This is a genomic window from Rhodococcus sp. UYP9 (assembly GCF_040547235.1).
Classification (GTDB): Bacteria; Actinomycetota; Actinomycetes; order Mycobacteriales; family Mycobacteriaceae; genus Rhodococcoides.
Map to the genome: position 1 here is coordinate 503,020 of NZ_JBEPPH010000003.1, position 15,831 is coordinate 518,850.

Below are 15,831 nucleotides of genomic sequence, written 5' to 3' on the forward strand. Positions count from 1 at the left end.
TACCCGAGGATCCGCTGGGGCATGAAGCGAGCCGGGTGGTGGTCGGCTCACTTCACTGTGCCACTCCAGCTCGAGGAATGACACTTAATTCTCACATCATGAGACTTTGGTGCTGACAGTGCGCATCAGTCCAAATCGTCGTGGCGCATCAGTTGCCGTGCCGCCTCGGTGATGGACCCCGTCAACGATGGGTAGATCGAGAACGTCGCTGCCAAATCGTTGACCGACAGGTTGTTCTGCACCGCCATGGCGATGGGCAGAATCAGCTCGGACGCCGTCGGAGCGACAACCACCCCGCCGATCACGACGCCGGTCGCCGGTCGGCAGAAGATCTTCACGAAACCGCGCTTGAGGCCCGACATCTTTGCTCGCGGGTTGGTGGCAAGGGGCAACATGACGGTACGTGCCGGCACGTCACCGTTGTCGATGGCCGACTGACTCACCCCGACCGACGCGATCTCGGGACGCGTGAACACCGCTGAGGCAACAGTTTTCAGCTTGATCGGGGTGACGCCTTCGCCGAGAGCGTGGTACATCGCGATACGTCCCTGCATCGCAGCGACGGAAGCGAGGGGTAGCAGACCGGTGCAGTCACCCGCAGCATAGATGCCCGAAACAGAGGACCGCGATACTCGATCGACACGCAGATAGCCGCCACGATCCAGTTCGATTCCTACCTTCTCGAGCCCGAGCCCGGAGGTGTTGGGGATGGAACCGACAGTCATCAGCGCGTGAGAACCTTCGACGGTCCGTCCGTCGGCGAGGCGGACGATCACGCCACTCTCGGTCCGCTGGACGGATTCTGCTCGCGCATGCTTGACGAGAGTGACGCCTCTTTCGTTGAACGCGTCCTCGAGCACGAGCGCGGCATCCTCGTCCTCGTGCGGCAGCACACGGTCGCGGCTGGAGACTGCTGTCACCTTGACGCCCATCTCGGTGTAGGCCGAGACGAACTCGGCGCCGGTCACACCGGACCCGACCACGATCAGATGCTCGGGAAGCGCCTCGAGGTCGTAGAGCTGACGCCAGTTCAAGATGCGGTCACCGTCGGGCTCCGCGCCCGGGAGGATCCGTGGGCTCGCGCCGGTTGCCACCAGAACGACATCCGCATCGAGAACACGTTCCGAACCGTCCGCCGAGGTCGCTCGAATCTGGTGCGCGGCCATACCGACATGCGAGTCGATCATTTCGGCGCGACCGGAAATCAGTTCGACGCCGACCGAGCGCACCCGCGCTGCAATGTCGGAGGACTGCGCCTGCGCGAGCGCTTTGACGCGCTCGTGGATCTGTGGCAGTGCGACCGTCGCCTGCGATGGATCCATCGCGATACCCAGATCGTTCGCGCGTCGCATCTCGGTCCTGATACCTGTCGAGGCGATGAAGGTCTTCGAGGGTACGCAGTCCCACAGAACGCAGGCCCCTCCGATGCCGTCCGAATCGACCAAGGTCACAGTCCCCCCGTGCTGCGCTGCCACCAGTGCTGCCTCATACCCTGCGGGTCCGCCACCGATGATCACGATCCGGGTCATTTGTCCTCTTCCACGTTTGTCACAAAATATGCACAGTTATGGGTCAACGCTATTCCAGTCGACGTCTACGTGCATCGCTAAGGATTAGTTAACATCTGTATCACCTGCTGAAACATGCCGCTCGGGCCTTCCGCCGCCCCGCCGATTCACCGGACGGTTTAGGCTGGCCGACGTGCCAATCTATGCCGCCTACGGGTCGAACATGCATCCGGAGCAAATGCTTCAGCGCTGCCCCCATTCCCCGTCGTCGGGAACTGGCTGGCTACACGGCTGGCGATTGACCTTCGGCGGCGGTGACATCGGGTGGGAAGGTGCACTGGCAACGGTCGCGCAGGACGCCGATTCGAAGGTGTTCGTGGTGCTGTACGACGTCTCGGAAGAGGACGAGGAGAGCCTCGACCGCTGGGAGGGCTCCGAACTCGGAATACATCGCAAGGTCCGGCTGCGCATCGACACCGTGGACGGCCCCGTGCTGGCCTGGCTGTACGTACTCGACGCCTACGAGGGCGGTCTACCGTCCGCGCGTTATCTGGGCGTCATGGCCGAGGCAGCAGAAATCGCCGGTGCTCCCGCGGAGTACGTCCGTGGACTGCGCACACGGAACAGTCGCAACGTCGGGCCCGGCACTTCCAGCTGAACTTCAGTTCGGTTCGAGTGCGAGACCGGTCATCACCTTCACACCGACGGCGAGCGCTCGCTCGTCGAGATCGAATGTGGCCTGGTGGATATCGAGCTGCGGACCGGTACCGGACCACACGCCGAGCCGAGCCATCGCTCCCGGAATGTCTTCGAGGTACCACGAGAAGTCCTCGCCACCACCGGACTGAGCGGTATCGGCCAACGCTGCCGGTCCGACGCGTCGAATAGCGTTCTCGAACGTCCGTGTCACCGCGGGGTCGTTGACCACGGGCGGCACCCCACGCTTGTAGAGCAGCTCGTAACGCACCCCTGTCGGCGCCAGAAGCCCGGCCACGATTTCCCCGACCATGGGTTCGAGCAGAGCCCACGTCTCGTGATCACCGGTGCGTACAGTGCCGGTGAGCATGCCGCTCTGCGGAATGGCGTTGGGCGCCTGACCTGCCACGACTGCGCCCCACACCATCACTGTGCTCGTCCGCGGATCGATTCGGCGGCTGAGCATCCCCGGCAGGCCCGTGATGACCGTGCCGAGTGCGTAGACGAGGTCGGTGGTCAGGTGAGGTCGCGAAGTATGGCCACCGGGTGAATCCAGACGGAGCTCGACGGTGTCGGCCGCCGACGTGATGGCACCCACCCGCACACCGACCTTGCCTACCTCGAGCCGAGGATCGCAATGCAGTGCGAAGATCTTCGATACACCCTCTAGCGCACCGGCCGCCACGACATCCAAAGCTCCACCCGGCATGACCTCTTCGGCCGGCTGAAAGATCAACCGAACACCGAACGGCAGATCGGGCAGCGACGCCAGAGCCAACGCGGTTCCGAGCAGCACGGTCGTGTGCGCGTCGTGGCCGCATGCGTGGGAGACCCCGGGAACGGTCGAGCCGTATGTTGCCCCGGTGAATTCTTGCAACGGGAGCGCATCCATGTCCGCTCGCAAACCCACCCGTGGTCCGCTCGGTCCGATGTCACAGGTCAAACCTGTTCCACCGGGGAGGAGCTTCGGTGACAGCCCGGCGGCCTCCAAGTGGCCGACGACGAAAGCAGTTGTCGCGTATTCCTGACGCGCCAACTCCGGATGCGCGTGAATATGGCGTCGCCACAACGACAATTCGGCGGTGTGGTCGAGAATCCAGGCGTCGACCGCTGCATGCAGATCGATCATCGAGCCGTCGTCCGTGCTTCGACGCCTTCGAGCAACCGGCTCCGTGTGTCTGCATCGAGGGCCGTACGAACCACCGTTCGTGCAAGCAGTCGGGCGCCGTCGAGTACGGCGGTGTCCGCCGACTCGGTGATGCACGCTGCGGCGAACTCCGGTTGGTGCGTGACTGCGCCGCCCGAGTCGAGACCGATCACCGGGTGGATCCCGGGCAGAACCTTCGTCACATTTCCCATATCGGTGCTGCCCAGAGGGCGAAATCCTTCCAAATCGGGTGCCAGGGGTGTGCGGCCGATCGACTCGACCTCATCTCGATAGGTGGCGGTAAGCCACGGATCGGGTGTCAGCTCGGTGTAGATCGGCGATACGGTGCGAATCTGGTGAGTGCAACCGGTAGCGATCGCGCCCGCCTGGAAACACGCATGCGCCTTGGACGTCAAGGCAGCCAACGATTCCGAGGTGTTCGCCCGCAGGTAGTAGGCAAGTTCGGCATGTCCGGGCACGATGTTGGGCGCAAGACCACCCTCGGTCACTATCCCGTGCAACTGCTGCCCCGGCGCGAGGTGCTGACGCAGCAGGCCGATGGCAACTTGACTGATGGTGACCGCATCACCGGCATTGATTCCCCATTCGGGAGCTGCAGATGCGTGTGCGGCGCGCCCGGTGAACGATACGGCTATGTCGGACAACGCGAGTGACGTTGCACCCACGATATCGATCGGCCCGGGGTGAACCATCAGCGCCGCGCCCACACCGTCGAAGACCCCACGTTCGAGCATCAGAACTTTTCCCCCACCACTTTCCTCGGCAGGAGTTCCGAGTACTCGAATGGTGATGCCGAGCCGGTCGGCGAGCGGAGCCAACGCAATTGCCGCGCCGACTGCGGCTGCGGCGATGATGTTGTGGCCGCAGGCGTGGCCGATCTCCGGCAAGGCGTCGTATTCAGCGCAGAGGGCGATGACCAACTCGCCACTGCCGTAGGTCGCGGTGAACGCGGTCGGCAGGTCAGCGACGCCAGTGTCGACGGCGAAGCCATGATCGCGAAGAAGGTCGCAGACCTTTGCTGCACTGCGGTGCTCTTCGAACGCGAGTTCAGGCTCGGAGTGAATCGAGTGCGACAACGCAAGCAGTTCGAGTGCAGCACGCTGCACTCCAGCATCGGTCTCGACGATCACCGGCTCAGTCTGTCACTAGTGCTCTCCGCAGCTGAATTCAGCGCGGCGGATTACTTGCCGAAGGCGAAATTACTCTCGTCGGTCGGGGTGTTCAGCGCGGCAAGAAGATCGCCGTGGATAGCGCGCTTGATTCCCGCGAGGTTGTCACCGCGCGTGCTCGTCAACGCCGTGGCCCGCTCGACAGCAGAGGACAATACGGCGTCCTCGGCGACAGCGACGTCGGCGATGCCGGCTGCGACGGCGTCTGCTCCGCCGAAGCGTCTACCCGTGGTCATTGCCTCGACGGCCGTCTGCTTGGGGAGCCTGCTGGTGATCAGGGACGACATGCCTACGGTGAACGGCATGTTCAGGTTCACCTCGGGCAGGCAGTAGAAGCCGCGATCGACGCGGACGACCCGGAAGTCGTGAGCCGTCGCGAACATGGCACCCGCGCCGAATGCGTGGCCTTGGACAGCTGCAACCGTTGCCATCGGGAATGTGAGCAGCCGGGTGTAGAGCGTGTGCACCCGGTCCAGGTAGCCGGTGATCTTGTCGAGGTTGGCGAAAAGCCAGTCGGTGTCGAGACCGTTGGTGAAGAATTTTCTGGTCGCGGTGGTGACGAGTGCGCCGGGCCCCGATATCGATTCGACCTCGTCGAGAAGAGCGTGCGTGCTGTCGATCCAGTCCGGATGGAACCGGTTCTCCGGGTTCTGAGCTGAGTCCTGAGCACCGAGGTACAGGATGTGCACGTCACCGTCATGTTCGAGATAAGGCATGGAGGGATACTACCCGGCGGTAACTTCAGCCGGTGAAGGTCTGCCCGACCGAGCTCGATCCCGAGCCCCAACTGAAGGCAACGCATGGCCTACTGCGGAAACGGTCGCACATCTCCTAGGGTTGCTCACCGTGGGAACAACGAACATCGACGCAGCAGATCCGACCCTCGACCCTCAGGGCGCCGCGGCGCGCGCTGCAGCAGCGATCGCGAAGGCCACCGGCGTCCCATCTCATGCGGTGGCGATAGTGCTGGGATCCGGCTGGCAGGCCGCAGCGGATCGTTTCGGTTCCCCGACTGCGACCATTGCCATGGCCGACCTTCCTGGCTTCACTCCCCCCTCCGCATCCGGACACTCCGGGACCGTCACCTCGGTGACCGTCGACGGCACACATACGCTGCTGCTGCAGGGCCGCACCCACGCATACGAAGGGCACGACTTGGCTAGGGTCGTGCATCCAGTACGGACGGCCATCGCGGCCGGAGCTACCACGGTCGTTCTCACCAATGCCGCGGGTGGAATCCGAGATGGAATGAAGGTCGGCCAACCGGTTCTCATTTCCGACCATCTCAATCTCACGGCACGCTCGCCGTTGACGGGTGCCGAGTTCGTGGACCTGGTCGACGCCTACTCGCCGGAACTTCGCGTACTGGCGAGCCGCATCGACCCCTCACTGGAAGAGGGTGTGTACGCGGGGCTGCCAGGGCCGCATTACGAAACGCCCGCCGAGATTCGAATGTTGCGCACCATGGGTGCCGATCTGGTGGGTATGTCCACCGTCCACGAGACGATCGCAGCGCGGGCCCTCGGAGCGAGGGTTCTCGGGCTTTCTCTCGTCACCAACCTTGCCGCAGGAATGACCGGTGACCACCTCGACCACAAAGAGGTGCTCGCGGCCGGGAAGACAGCGGCTTCGCGCATGGGTGAATTTCTGCATCGGCTGGTGTCGACGCTGTGACGGCCGAATTGGCGCATCAGGTCGCGGAGTGGATTGCAGGTGATCCCGACCCGTCGACGCGTGCGGAACTGGCATCCCTTCCGGAAGACGAATTACGCGAGAGATTTCGCGCTCCGTTGAGCTTCGGCACGGCGGGTCTGCGCGGCGAGGTCCGAGCCGGCCCCAACGGGATGAATGTCGCCGTCGTGGTGCGCACCTCGATGGGGATTGCCGCGTGGCTGCAGAAGGCAGGGCTGGGCGGATCGACCGTCGTCGTGGGCCGTGACGCACGGCACGGATCGGATGCCTTTGCCACTGCAACCGCAGAAACCTTTGCTGCACAGGACTTTTCCGTAGTTTTACTACCTCGACCACTCCCTACGCCGGTGCTCGCGTTCGCGGTTCGCTCGCTCGATGCCGACCTAGGTGTCCAGATCACCGCCTCGCACAATCCTGCCGCCGACAACGGTTACAAGGTCTACCTCCGCGGTGGTGCACAGATCATCCCGCCGGTCGACAAGGAAATCGAGGCCGAGATCGCCGCCGTCGGTTCCGCGGTGGACGTGCCTCGCACCTTCGTCTCACCGGGTGGATCGAGCGTCACCGCACAATATCTGGACCGACTTCCCGCGCTGGTCCGTTCACAGAAGCGGAACATCCGGATTGCCCTGACGCCCCTGCACGGCGTCGGCGGCGACGTCGCGCTCACTGCACTACGCGGCCTCGGATTCCGAGACGTCCATGTTGTGGCCGATCAATTCGAGCCCGATCCCGAGTTTCCGACCGTCGACTTTCCCAACCCGGAAGAGCCCGGTGCAGCGGAGAAACTGTTGGCCCTTGCCGCCGAGGTGGAGGCAGATCTTGCGATTGCACTCGATCCCGACGCAGATCGATGCGCGATAGGCGTGCCGGGGCCGTCGGGGTGGCGAATGCTCAGCGGAGACGAAACCGGAGCACTGCTGGCCAACCACATACTCCACACCGCGCCCCCGGACTCGTTGGTCGCGAACACCATCGTTTCGTCTCGGCTTCTCTCTGTCCTCGCTCCTGCTCGTGGCGCGCGCTACGCGCGCACGCTGACCGGATTCAAGTGGCTGGTTCGCGCCGGCCAAGGTCTGGTCTATGCCTACGAGGAAGCGATCGGCCACTGCGTCGACCCGTCGTTCGTCAACGACAAAGACGGGATCTCGGCAGCTGTCGTCCTCGCGGACCTCGTCGCCCTGCTCGCTGCCGAGAACCGCACACTGGGCGATGTCCTCGACGACCTGGCGCTCGAATTCGGTGTTCACGCAGGAGCACAGGTCTCCACCCGAGTCGATGATCTCGCCGACATCGCAACCATGATGGAACGACTCCGTGCCAAGCCACCTACCGAACTGGCGGGCACCTCCATCACGGTCACCGACCTACTCGCCGACGACGGCCCCCTGCAGACCGATGCCGTCGAATTGGCAGGAGATGGCATCCGCGTCATCGTGCGTCCTTCGGGAACCGAACCGAAGGTCAAGGCGTACCTCGAGGCCGTTCTCCCGGTCCGCGACCGCGCAGACCTGCCGACCGTGCGCGCCGAAGCCGACGCTGTACTCGCCACTTTGCGAAAATTCGCGACCAGCCTGTTTCAGAAGAGTGCGGACTGAACCGCGGGCAACGTGGATTCGTAATCTCCGAACCGAACCCGGCGGCCCTTCAGTTCATGCAGGTCCACCACATAGGAAGCGCCGTCGACGTCCACCACCGCAGCTTGTCCGATGCATGCGCGCACCGTGAACCCGTGCGAGCCGCTCATGAGATCGCTCGGGTAACAGACGCGGTTGCCTGTGGCGAGCTCACGGAATCCGGCTACCTGCCATGATTCGTCCACCGTGCGATAGGTGTCCTCACCGATCGGCGGCGCAAGGGAGTCCCGCACTCGATCGGCCAGAGCTGCCGTCGCAGCGTCGAGACGGGCGGTGTCGACGGGCAGTGCGAGCGCGGCGGCTTTTACCGAGGATCGCACGGACTGCCGCACCTGTAGTTGCTCGGTCACCCGATCTTCGAGTACCCGAACTACCTTTCCGTCCGCGGCCCACGCGACATAGCGCGCGCATATGGCCCCTTGCTCGGCAAGCCTGCCCCATTTGCGGGTGTCGGCCGCAGTGCCGACCTTGTGCACCCCGTTCGCAAAGGTCGCGATGTACAGCCAATGTGGTTGCATCACATGGGCTTCGAGCTCACGGGAGACGAAACCTCCGCGATGGATCGTGTGCACGAAACGAAACGAGTCCTTCGACTCGCACCCTTCGCACTGCGAACCTGTCTCGACCGGCAACTGCTCGGGGCACGGAACGTACTCCGAGGGCGCGCCTTGACGGAATGCGATCCGTCCCGTGCACCACCGCTGCGGCCCCAGCGCCTCGAACCCGACACGACCGCCGCGCAGTTCCACGTAATCGACCTCACGCGAAAGGACATCCACGACGCGTAATCGCGGGTCGCCATCACTGGCCGGCCAGGTGACGCCGAGGACGAGTGACGTGCTCAGCGTGGGCCGAACTGGCGGTCGCCCGCATCACCGAGACCCGGGACGATGAAGGCCTCGTCGTTGAGTCGCTCGTCGATACTGGCGGTGACGAGCCGAACCGGTAGGCCCGAGTTCTCGAGTGCAGTGACCCCCTCGGGGGCGACCACCACGCAAATCGCAGTGACATCTGCGGCGCCTCGCTCGACCAACAACTCGATGGTGCGCACCATCGACCCACCGGTGGCGAGCATCGGATCTAGAACATAGACCGGGGTGCTCGACAGATCCTCGGGCAGCGACTCCATGTACGGCACCGGCTCATGGGTCTTCTCGTCGCGCGCCATTCCGACGAAACCTACGCGGGACTGAGGAATCAGGCCGCTCGCCTTCTCGACCATGCCGAGCCCGGCACGCAAGACCGGCACGAGCAGCGGCGGCTGCGACAGACGGGTGCCCTGCGTGAGAGCGACCGGTGTCTTCACCTCGAACGTGGTGATCGCGGCGTCCCTGGTGGCCTCGTACACCAACATGTGGGTGAGCTGGCGCAGCGCCGACCGAAAAGTTGCGTTGTCGCTGCGCTCGTCGCGCATCGTCGTCAGTAGGGCAGCAGCCAAGGGATGTTCGACGACATGTGTATCCATGACAAGAAGGATAAGTGCGGGAACCGATCGGGCCTCACTTGCGTCAAAACCTGTGTAGATCCATTTCGTACGCAGAACAGTCCCGAGGGGAACACCGATGGCAGAAGTATCGGCAACAGCGGCTGGAATACTCGCGTATTCCGCGACGGCCGGGACGATGGCCGCACAAGTGACGAGCGCCGCCGCAGCGGCCACAGCATGCGGGCCCACCGTCCTGACGCCGGTGTTCGGGGCAATCGGCACCGAGTTCCTCACCGCATTCACCGGCACCCACACTGCCCACACGGCCGCGTTGGCACGTTTGGCCGAAGTGCTGGGCAGCATCGGTAGCGCGGCCGCTGGTTCGGCTGCCGGTTACCAGGCAACCGACGCGGCGGCAGCCGGGCACCTACTGTGATCGACGTTCTGACTCGCCCGATCATCGACCTCCTCGGCGCCTTCGGATCTGGTGAGATTCCCACCGGTGGACCCGCCGACGTCATTCGTTCTTCCTCTTCCGCATTGGATGCGGTCGAGCGGATCGGGGTGAACGCTGTGGCCGAGCTGGCAGGCTCGTGGAGCGGGCCCGCAGCAGTAGCGGCAATCGAGCTGGCCGGGTCCGCCCACACGAGCGCCGTCGCACTTGCCGATCACGGCAACGAGATCGCTACGGTCGTGGATCGAGCGTGTGAAAAGGTCCAGACCGGAATCGTCGAAATGAACGGCATAGTGCAGTCGTTCGTGTCCATAGCCCTCGCTGCAGCCCCGGCGCTCGTCACCCCTGCCGGACAGTCGATGGTAATCGCGGCAGCCATCGAGCACTTGGAACGTGCCCTTGCCGTCGTGGCGCGGGTTCGAGCCGAGCTTGCAGTGCATGCGGCCGAGGTCGGGCAATATCTCGCGCCGCCCTCGGTACCTGCCCCTGCAGGCACCGAAGCTTCGACAGGGCCTGCGGCAGCTCCACCGGTCAGGCCTGCACCGACAGCACCCGCAAATTCCGATCCCGCAGGCCAGTTCGTGCGCAACTTCGCTCAATCGGTGTCCGCTCCCCCGTCGTCGATGAACCCGTCGTCGATGAACCCGTCGTCGATGACCCCGGACGGCGCGTCGAACCTGCTTTCCTCACCCAACGCGACGACGTCACCCACCGCAACGATGCCGAATCAAGGGCCGGCGATGTACAGCGGCGCAACGCCGCGAGAGCCTACCGACGTCGGCGCGAAGGGCACGGGCGTCGAGGTAGCGCTTCCCGACGGAAGCGTCGTCACGGCTCCGAACGAACAGGCAGCAGGCGCGGTCCGAAACGCACTGAGCCAACAAGGCACGCCGTACGTGTGGGGCGGCACCGAACCGGGCCGCGGCCTCGACTGCAGCGGCCTCACTCAGTGGGCCTATGCGGAGCAGGGCGTCGAACTGCCCCGCCTGGCGCAGGAGCAAGGAATCGGCACCCCGGTCGCCCAGGACGAGGTCATGCCGGGGGATCTTGCAATCTGGGACGGCCATGTCGCCATGGTGATCGGTAATGGACAATTCGTCGAAGCTGGAGATCCCGTGCAGGTCAGCGATATCCGAACTACCAACAGCGGTATGGGCTTCAAGGGCTTCTACAGGCCGACCGAATGATCGAGATCTCGGCTACTGCTGCCACGCGTTCGGACTCGGTTCGCGTCCGAGCCACCGAAAGTGGAATCCCGACCGAAATTCACGCCGATCAGCGCGAATTACAATACGGTGGAACAGAATTGGCCCGAACGATACTGCAGTTATGCACGCGTGCAACCGAACTCGCGCAAGCAGAGCGCCGGGCCCTTCTCGAAAACGACGGTATGGAGGCCCACATTCTCGATCGCCTCGGGCTGCCGAAGGCATCGACGGTAGCCGCCGAAGATAATCGGCGACTGGATGTAGAACCTGCACCTACGAGCTGGCTGAGGTCGGTATGACCGAGAAAGCCGTCGAAGCACTCGTGGCCCGAGCCGACCTCGCCCTGGACACCATGCACCTCGCCTCGGACGGGCTCGCACGCCTGCGTATCACCAGGCATTCGGTAGATGGACTGGTCGGTGTGACGGTCGACAGCACCGGGGCGATGGTGGGCCTGGAATTGGCAGAGGATCTCTCTCGCCAGTCCGCACGAAAACTCACCGAGACCATCACCGAAGTCGCCGCGGCGGCTGCTCGCGACGCACTCGACCAGCGTCGGCGGATCCTCGAACAGATGCGAAGCTCGCTATCGGCGACCTGAGATAGGCTTCCGGCCATGGCTGGCGACATCATCCCGATCGAACTCCGACTCACCCGCGGCGACTTCGTCACCCTCTGGGCTCCGGAGTGGCACGAAGGAGACGATGAGTGGGAGGCATTCCTCGGACACGACGAAGACCTCTACGGATTCGAGGCCGTCGCGCACCTCGCTGCGTTCATCAGAAACGACAGCGACAACGACCTCGTCGATCACCCCTCGTGGACCGTGGTCTCGGCTCTCGCAGCCAATGAACTCGAACCCGACGATCTTCACCGTTTCGACCTCGTCGGTGTTCCCGAACTGGTCGCCGAGGATCCCGACTCCGATGTCCTCGGCGAGCTCGCGGCAACGTTCGAAATGGTCCAGACCCTCGGTGATGTCTGTGAACTGAACACGGTCACCGCATTTTTCGCCGGCAACCCACATCTGGGATCAGTGGGAATGGGCGTGGAGGCATACCTGGGCAAGGACGGTCAGGACCTCTGGGATCGGATCGGCACCTCGATCGCGAAGAGTTGGGGTGCGGTGATCGACGCCATCGACTCGGTCGTGACGACACCCGATGTCGACAGCGCGGCCGTCGACGTGGCCGAAGCGGAACTGCTCGCGGCCGCGGAGAACATCGTCGACGTAGACGATGTATCGAACGACGAAGAATCCGATGACGACGATGACGATGACGATGAGACCGACGACGAAACTCCGGATCCCATCGCTGACGCAGCCGCAGAGGAGAGCTTCTGGACCACTGTCGGCATCGACCCGATCCGGATCATCACCTCGGACGAAACGCTGTACACCCTGCGCTGCTACATCGACGACGATCCCATCTTCCTCGGCCGCGCCGGCGCCATCACCGTCTTCGGATCCGAACGCGCACTGGCTCGCTACCTCGCTGACGACCATGACCACGAACTGGCAAAGGTGAGTACATACGCCGAAGTACAGATCGCCGCCGTGGACGGATCGCTCCGTATCGAGGTGACCGACGAGAACGTGTACGTCCTTCCCGGACTGGCGGACGATCTGGCCGACGGGCCCACGGCCGTCGACGCGGATCAGCTCGATCTCGCCGTGGAGTTGTTCACCGACGCAGCCGACTTCGCGGAGGACGATTCCGTCGAAACGGCGCTGGCGAGATCCACCCCGTTGGGCTGGTTCGTGTCCTACACGCTCGAGCCCGATCCGAACAGGCTCGCGCCCAGTGCCCCGTTCCATGTCGAGTCGGAGGCGTGGCGTGAACTCGAGCGCGAGTTCGAGGGGCGCCTACGCAAGGAGTGAGGTTCCGCTAGCCGATCAAGACTGCGTAACCGGGCTTGACGATGTCGTCGATGATCTCGAGACGCTCGTCGAACGGAATGAATGCCGACTTCATGGCATTGATGGTGAAGCGCTCGAGATCGGTCCAGCCGTAGCCGAACGTGGTGACGAGCTTGTGCATTTCACGGCTCATCGAGGTGTCGCTCATGAGCCGATTGTCGGTGTTCACCGTGACACGGAACCGCAGTCTGGCAAGCAGGTCGAACGGATGCTTCTGCAGGCTTTCCACGGCTCCGGTCTGCACGTTCGAACTCGGACACAATTCGAGTGGCATCCGCGTATCCCGAACGTAGGCGGCGAGTAGCCCGAGTGACGCCGTGCCGTCGGGCGCGACGGTGATGTCGTCGGTTATCCGGACACCGTGACCGAGCCGATCCGTGCCGCAGAATGCGACAGCCTCTTGAATGGACGGCAGACCGAAGGCCTCGCCGGCATGAATTGTGAAGTGCGCGTTGGCTGCTCGCATATACTCGAACGCGGCAAGGTGGCGACTCGGAGGGAACCCTGCCTCGGCACCGGCGATGTCGAAGCCGACGACGCCGCGGTCACGGAACCGTACGGCCAGTTCGGCGATCTCCCGCGAGCGCGCGGCATGCCGCATGGCGGTGAGCAGACACCCCACCCGAATTCGCTTGCCTTTCACTTGCGCTGCAGATTCTCCGGCACGAAAGCCCGCGAGGACGTGTTCGACGACTTCGTCCAGCGAGAGCCCCCGCTCGAGATGTTGTTCGGGTGCGAATCGAACCTCGGCATAGACGACCGAGTCCTCGGCCAGATCCTCGGCGCATTCCTGGGCTACCCGCGAAAGACCCTCGGGTGTCTGCATCACCGCAACGGTGTGGGCAAAAGTCTCCAGATACCGCTCGAGGGAACCACTGTCGGCGGCATTGCGAAACCACTCCCCCAGCGCCGCGCCGTCGGTCGCGGGAAGATCGTCGTATCCGCACTGATCGGCGAGTTCGAGAACCGTCTGCGGGCGCAATCCACCATCGAGATGATCGTGCAGCAGCGCTTTCGGAGCGGTCTTGATGGAATTGGAGTCGAGCGGCATCGCGCCGCCGGAAGGTGTCGAAAAAATCTCGGCGGTGCTCATACCGTGAACGGTAGCCCGCCTAGGCCGAGCTGTCCTGGGCTCGACCTACCGTCCGACGCGATCGAGCACGATCGGCGATATGCCGGGCGCGGAGTCACCGATGCTCCAGGCCGCATCGATAGCCTCGGTCGCATAGTCGAACTTCTCCGGCGTGTCGGTATAGAGCGTGGCGAGCTGCTGGCCGGCGACAACTCGATCCCCCGGCTTGGCATGCAGGCGTACCCCCGCACCGGCCTGAACGGGCTCGCCCTGGCGCTCACGTCCGGCACCCAATCTCCAGGCCGCGACGCCCACCGCCATGGCGTCGAGTTCGGTGATGAAACCGTCCTGCTCGGCCGTGACGGTCCGAGATTCCTTCGCTACTGGAAGGGGCGCATCCGGATCGCCACCCTGGGCGGCCACCATCGCTCGCCACCGATCCATCGCGGAGCCGTCGGCAAGCTTGTCCGCGGGGTCGATTCCCTCGATGCCGGCCACGGTCAGCATGGTTCGAGCCAGCGTGATCGTCAGCTCGACGATGTCCGCGGGCCCGCCGCCGCTCAGCACCTCGAGCGATTCCTCGACTTCGAGAGCATTGCCCGCAGTCATCCCCAGCGGGGCATCCATCGCGGTGAGAAGTGCGACCGTGCGCACCCCGGCATCGGAGCCGAGAGCAACCATGGCCGTAGCGAGTTCACGAGCATCGTCGATGTTCTTCATGAAGGCCCCTGCCCCGACCTTGACGTCGAGCACCAGCCCGCTGGTTCCCTCGGCGATCTTCTTGCTCATGATCGAGCTGGCGATCAGGGGAATGGATTCGACAGTTCCGGTGACGTCGCGCAGTGCGTAGAGCCTCTTGTCCGCGGGTGCCAGGTCTGCGCCCGCTGCGCACACCACCGCGCCCACAGCCGAATCGGACAGAATCGAGTGGATTTCCTCTGCGCTCAGGTCGGCGCGCCACCCGGCGATGGACTCGAGCTTGTCGAGTGTGCCGCCGGTATGTCCGAGTCCCCGACCGGACAGCTGCGGCACCGCCGCTCCACATGCGGCGACGAGCGGAGCCAACGGCAGGGTGATCTTGTCGCCGACGCCTCCGGTCGAGTGCTTGTCGACGGTCGGTCGAGCGATATCGGAGAAGTCCATCCTGCCGCCCGAGTCGATCATCGCGGCCGTCCAGTCGCTCAGCTCTCTCCGGTCGAGACCGCGCCAGACAATCGCCATCGCGAGTGCGGACATCTGCTCGTCGGCGACGGTGCCGCGAGTGAACCCGTCGATGACCCAGTCGATCTGCCGCTTGGTCAGTATGTGCCCGTCGCGCTTGGCGGCGATGATCGATACGGCGTCAGACATGCTCGCTCTCCCGTCCGGCTGCGAGATCATCGGGGCCGAATGCGGAGGGCAGTAGATCGCCCAGCGGCACAGGGCCGGCGTCGGTGTCGACGATCAACTGCGCGCCACCGAACTCGAACAGAAGTTGCCTACATCGGCCGCACGGCATCAGCTTTGCGCCGCGACTGTCACAGCAGGTGAAGGCGATCAGACGTCCGCCGCCGGTGGAATGCAAGTTCGAGACCAGCCCGCACTCTGCGCACAGGCCCAAACCATATGAGACATTCTCCACATTGCATCCCGTCACGATTCGGTCATCGTCTACGAGCGCGGCCGCACCCACGGGGTAGTTCGAATACGGTGCATAGGCCTGCCTCATTACTCGATGAGCTTTGTCTCGCAACGTTTTCCAGTCAATTTCCGGCATACCTGCAATCAAATCACGAACACCCATCGTGCGCAGCCTCGCTACTGAACCGATCATGTAAAATTGGGAAGGCATACCTAACAAAGATTTTGGGGTCGGTACGAACCTCGAGTCGAATTAGTTC

Annotated in this window: 16 protein-coding genes; 7 read left to right on the forward strand and 9 right to left on the reverse strand. The window is 63.9% G+C overall.

The features are described 5' to 3' along the window. Positions 1-125: 125 nt before the first annotated feature. A complete protein-coding gene (locus ABIB36_RS12055) occupies positions 126-1,529 on the reverse strand; it encodes an NAD(P)H-quinone dehydrogenase (RefSeq protein WP_354559344.1) in 1,404 nt (467 codons plus the stop codon). Between the two features lie 172 nt (positions 1,530-1,701). On the opposite strand from ABIB36_RS12055, the gene ABIB36_RS12060 reads away from it, so the two are divergent. Then, positions 1,702-2,166 (forward strand): gamma-glutamylcyclotransferase family protein, encoded by a 465-nt coding sequence (locus ABIB36_RS12060; protein WP_084346807.1) that lies wholly within the window; start codon positions 1,702-1,704, stop codon positions 2,164-2,166. 3 nt (positions 2,167-2,169) lie between these two features. Here the strand turns inward: ABIB36_RS12060 and ABIB36_RS12065 are convergent, their stop codons facing one another. From ABIB36_RS12065 to ABIB36_RS12075, 3 genes are read right to left on the reverse strand one after another with little or no spacing between them, the layout of a single operon-like run. Beyond that, on the reverse strand, positions 2,170-3,333 hold the full coding sequence (locus ABIB36_RS12065; protein WP_373270534.1) for a M20 family metallopeptidase: 1,164 nt from the start codon (positions 3,331-3,333) through the stop codon (positions 2,170-2,172). Continuing rightward, positions 3,330-4,502, reverse strand: coding sequence for a M20 family metallopeptidase (locus ABIB36_RS12070; protein ID WP_354559343.1), 1,173 nt, complete (start codon positions 4,500-4,502; stop codon positions 3,330-3,332). The genes ABIB36_RS12065 and ABIB36_RS12070 overlap by 4 nt, the downstream gene beginning before the upstream one ends. Before the next feature lie 50 nt (positions 4,503-4,552). Beyond that, positions 4,553-5,257 carry an enoyl-CoA hydratase/isomerase family protein gene (locus tag ABIB36_RS12075; RefSeq protein ID WP_354559342.1) on the reverse strand — a complete coding sequence of 235 codons (705 nt, stop codon included), beginning with the start codon at positions 5,255-5,257 and terminating at the stop codon, positions 4,553-4,555. A gap of 130 nt (positions 5,258-5,387) precedes the next feature. On the opposite strand from ABIB36_RS12075, the gene ABIB36_RS12080 reads away from it, so the two are divergent. Both ABIB36_RS12080 and ABIB36_RS12085 read left to right on the forward strand, forming a co-directional pair. Continuing rightward, positions 5,388-6,215, forward strand: coding sequence for a purine-nucleoside phosphorylase (locus ABIB36_RS12080; RefSeq protein WP_084346933.1), 828 nt, complete (start codon positions 5,388-5,390; stop codon positions 6,213-6,215). An 8-nt stretch (positions 6,216-6,223) separates the two neighbouring features. Then, positions 6,224-7,831, forward strand: a complete 1,608-nt coding sequence (locus ABIB36_RS12085) for a phospho-sugar mutase (RefSeq protein ID WP_179142292.1) — start codon at positions 6,224-6,226, stop codon at positions 7,829-7,831. Here ABIB36_RS12085 and ABIB36_RS12090 read toward each other — a convergent pair. Next, positions 7,813-8,649 carry a DUF2797 domain-containing protein gene (locus ABIB36_RS12090; RefSeq protein WP_354559341.1) on the reverse strand — a complete coding sequence of 279 codons (837 nt, stop codon included), beginning with the start codon at positions 8,647-8,649 and terminating at the stop codon, positions 7,813-7,815. The genes ABIB36_RS12085 and ABIB36_RS12090 overlap by 19 nt on opposite strands. Positions 8,650-8,711: 62 nt before the next feature. Further along, positions 8,712-9,335: a uracil phosphoribosyltransferase gene (gene upp / locus ABIB36_RS12095; RefSeq protein WP_084346931.1), complete on the reverse strand. Its 624-nt coding sequence runs from the start codon at positions 9,333-9,335 to the stop codon at positions 8,712-8,714. Positions 9,336-9,432: 97 nt separating this feature from the next. Here upp and ABIB36_RS12100 point away from each other — a divergent pair, with 97 nt between their 5' ends. From ABIB36_RS12100 to ABIB36_RS12115, 4 genes are all read left to right on the forward strand, one after another. Beyond that, positions 9,433-9,732 carry a type VII secretion target gene (locus tag ABIB36_RS12100; RefSeq protein ID WP_354559340.1) on the forward strand — a complete coding sequence of 100 codons (300 nt, stop codon included), beginning with the start codon at positions 9,433-9,435 and terminating at the stop codon, positions 9,730-9,732. Then, the gene (locus ABIB36_RS12105; RefSeq protein WP_354559339.1) at positions 9,729-10,937 is read left to right on the forward strand and encodes a C40 family peptidase; all 1,209 of its coding nucleotides are present in this window, start codon (positions 9,729-9,731) and stop codon (positions 10,935-10,937) included. Before ABIB36_RS12100 ends, ABIB36_RS12105 begins: the two co-directional genes overlap by 4 nt. Positions 10,938-11,253: 316 nt before the next feature. Then, on the forward strand, positions 11,254-11,559 hold the full coding sequence (locus ABIB36_RS12110) for a YbaB/EbfC family nucleoid-associated protein (RefSeq protein WP_354559338.1): 306 nt from the start codon (positions 11,254-11,256) through the stop codon (positions 11,557-11,559). 15 nt (positions 11,560-11,574) lie between these two features. Continuing rightward, positions 11,575-12,840 (forward strand): SatS C-terminal domain-containing protein, encoded by a 1,266-nt coding sequence (locus ABIB36_RS12115; protein ID WP_084349044.1) that lies wholly within the window; start codon positions 11,575-11,577, stop codon positions 12,838-12,840. 7 nt (positions 12,841-12,847) lie between these two features. Here ABIB36_RS12115 and ABIB36_RS12120 read toward each other — a convergent pair whose 3' ends face one another. From ABIB36_RS12120 to ABIB36_RS12130, 3 genes are all read right to left on the reverse strand, one after another. Continuing rightward, a complete protein-coding gene (locus ABIB36_RS12120; protein ID WP_502944885.1) occupies positions 12,848-13,930 on the reverse strand; it encodes an adenosine deaminase in 1,083 nt (360 codons plus the stop codon). Between the two features lie 87 nt (positions 13,931-14,017). Then, a complete protein-coding gene (locus tag ABIB36_RS12125) occupies positions 14,018-15,301 on the reverse strand; it encodes a thymidine phosphorylase (protein WP_084349042.1) in 1,284 nt (427 codons plus the stop codon). Further along, the gene (locus tag ABIB36_RS12130) at positions 15,294-15,707 is read right to left on the reverse strand and encodes a cytidine deaminase (RefSeq protein WP_084349065.1); all 414 of its coding nucleotides are present in this window, start codon (positions 15,705-15,707) and stop codon (positions 15,294-15,296) included. Before ABIB36_RS12130 ends, ABIB36_RS12125 begins: the two co-directional genes overlap by 8 nt. Between the last annotated feature and the right edge of the window lie 124 nt (positions 15,708-15,831).

What these genes read in the sequence shown, in the direction of transcription:
- ABIB36_RS12055 (WP_354559344.1), bottom strand. Translation starts at nt 1,529, where the DNA reads ATGACCCGGATCGTGATCATCGGTGGCGGACCCGCAGGGTATGAGGCA.
- ABIB36_RS12065 (WP_373270534.1), bottom strand. Translation starts at nt 3,333, where the DNA reads ATGATCGATCTGCATGCAGCGGTCGACGCCTGGATTCTCGACCACACC.
- ABIB36_RS12075 (WP_354559342.1), bottom strand. Translation starts at nt 5,257, where the DNA reads ATGCCTTATCTCGAACATGACGGTGACGTGCACATCCTGTACCTCGGT.
- upp (WP_084346931.1), bottom strand. Translation starts at nt 9,335, where the DNA reads ATGGATACACATGTCGTCGAACATCCCTTGGCTGCTGCCCTACTGACG.
- ABIB36_RS12100 (WP_354559340.1), top strand. Translation starts at nt 9,433, where the DNA reads ATGGCAGAAGTATCGGCAACAGCGGCTGGAATACTCGCGTATTCCGCG.
- ABIB36_RS12110 (WP_354559338.1), top strand. Translation starts at nt 11,254, where the DNA reads ATGACCGAGAAAGCCGTCGAAGCACTCGTGGCCCGAGCCGACCTCGCC.
- ABIB36_RS12115 (WP_084349044.1), top strand. Translation starts at nt 11,575, where the DNA reads ATGGCTGGCGACATCATCCCGATCGAACTCCGACTCACCCGCGGCGAC.
- ABIB36_RS12120 (WP_502944885.1), bottom strand. Translation starts at nt 13,930, where the DNA reads ATGCCGCTCGACTCCAATTCCATCAAGACCGCTCCGAAAGCGCTGCTG.
- ABIB36_RS12125 (WP_084349042.1), bottom strand. Translation starts at nt 15,301, where the DNA reads ATGTCTGACGCCGTATCGATCATCGCCGCCAAGCGCGACGGGCACATA.
- ABIB36_RS12130 (WP_084349065.1), bottom strand. Translation starts at nt 15,707, where the DNA reads ATGCCGGAAATTGACTGGAAAACGTTGCGAGACAAAGCTCATCGAGTA.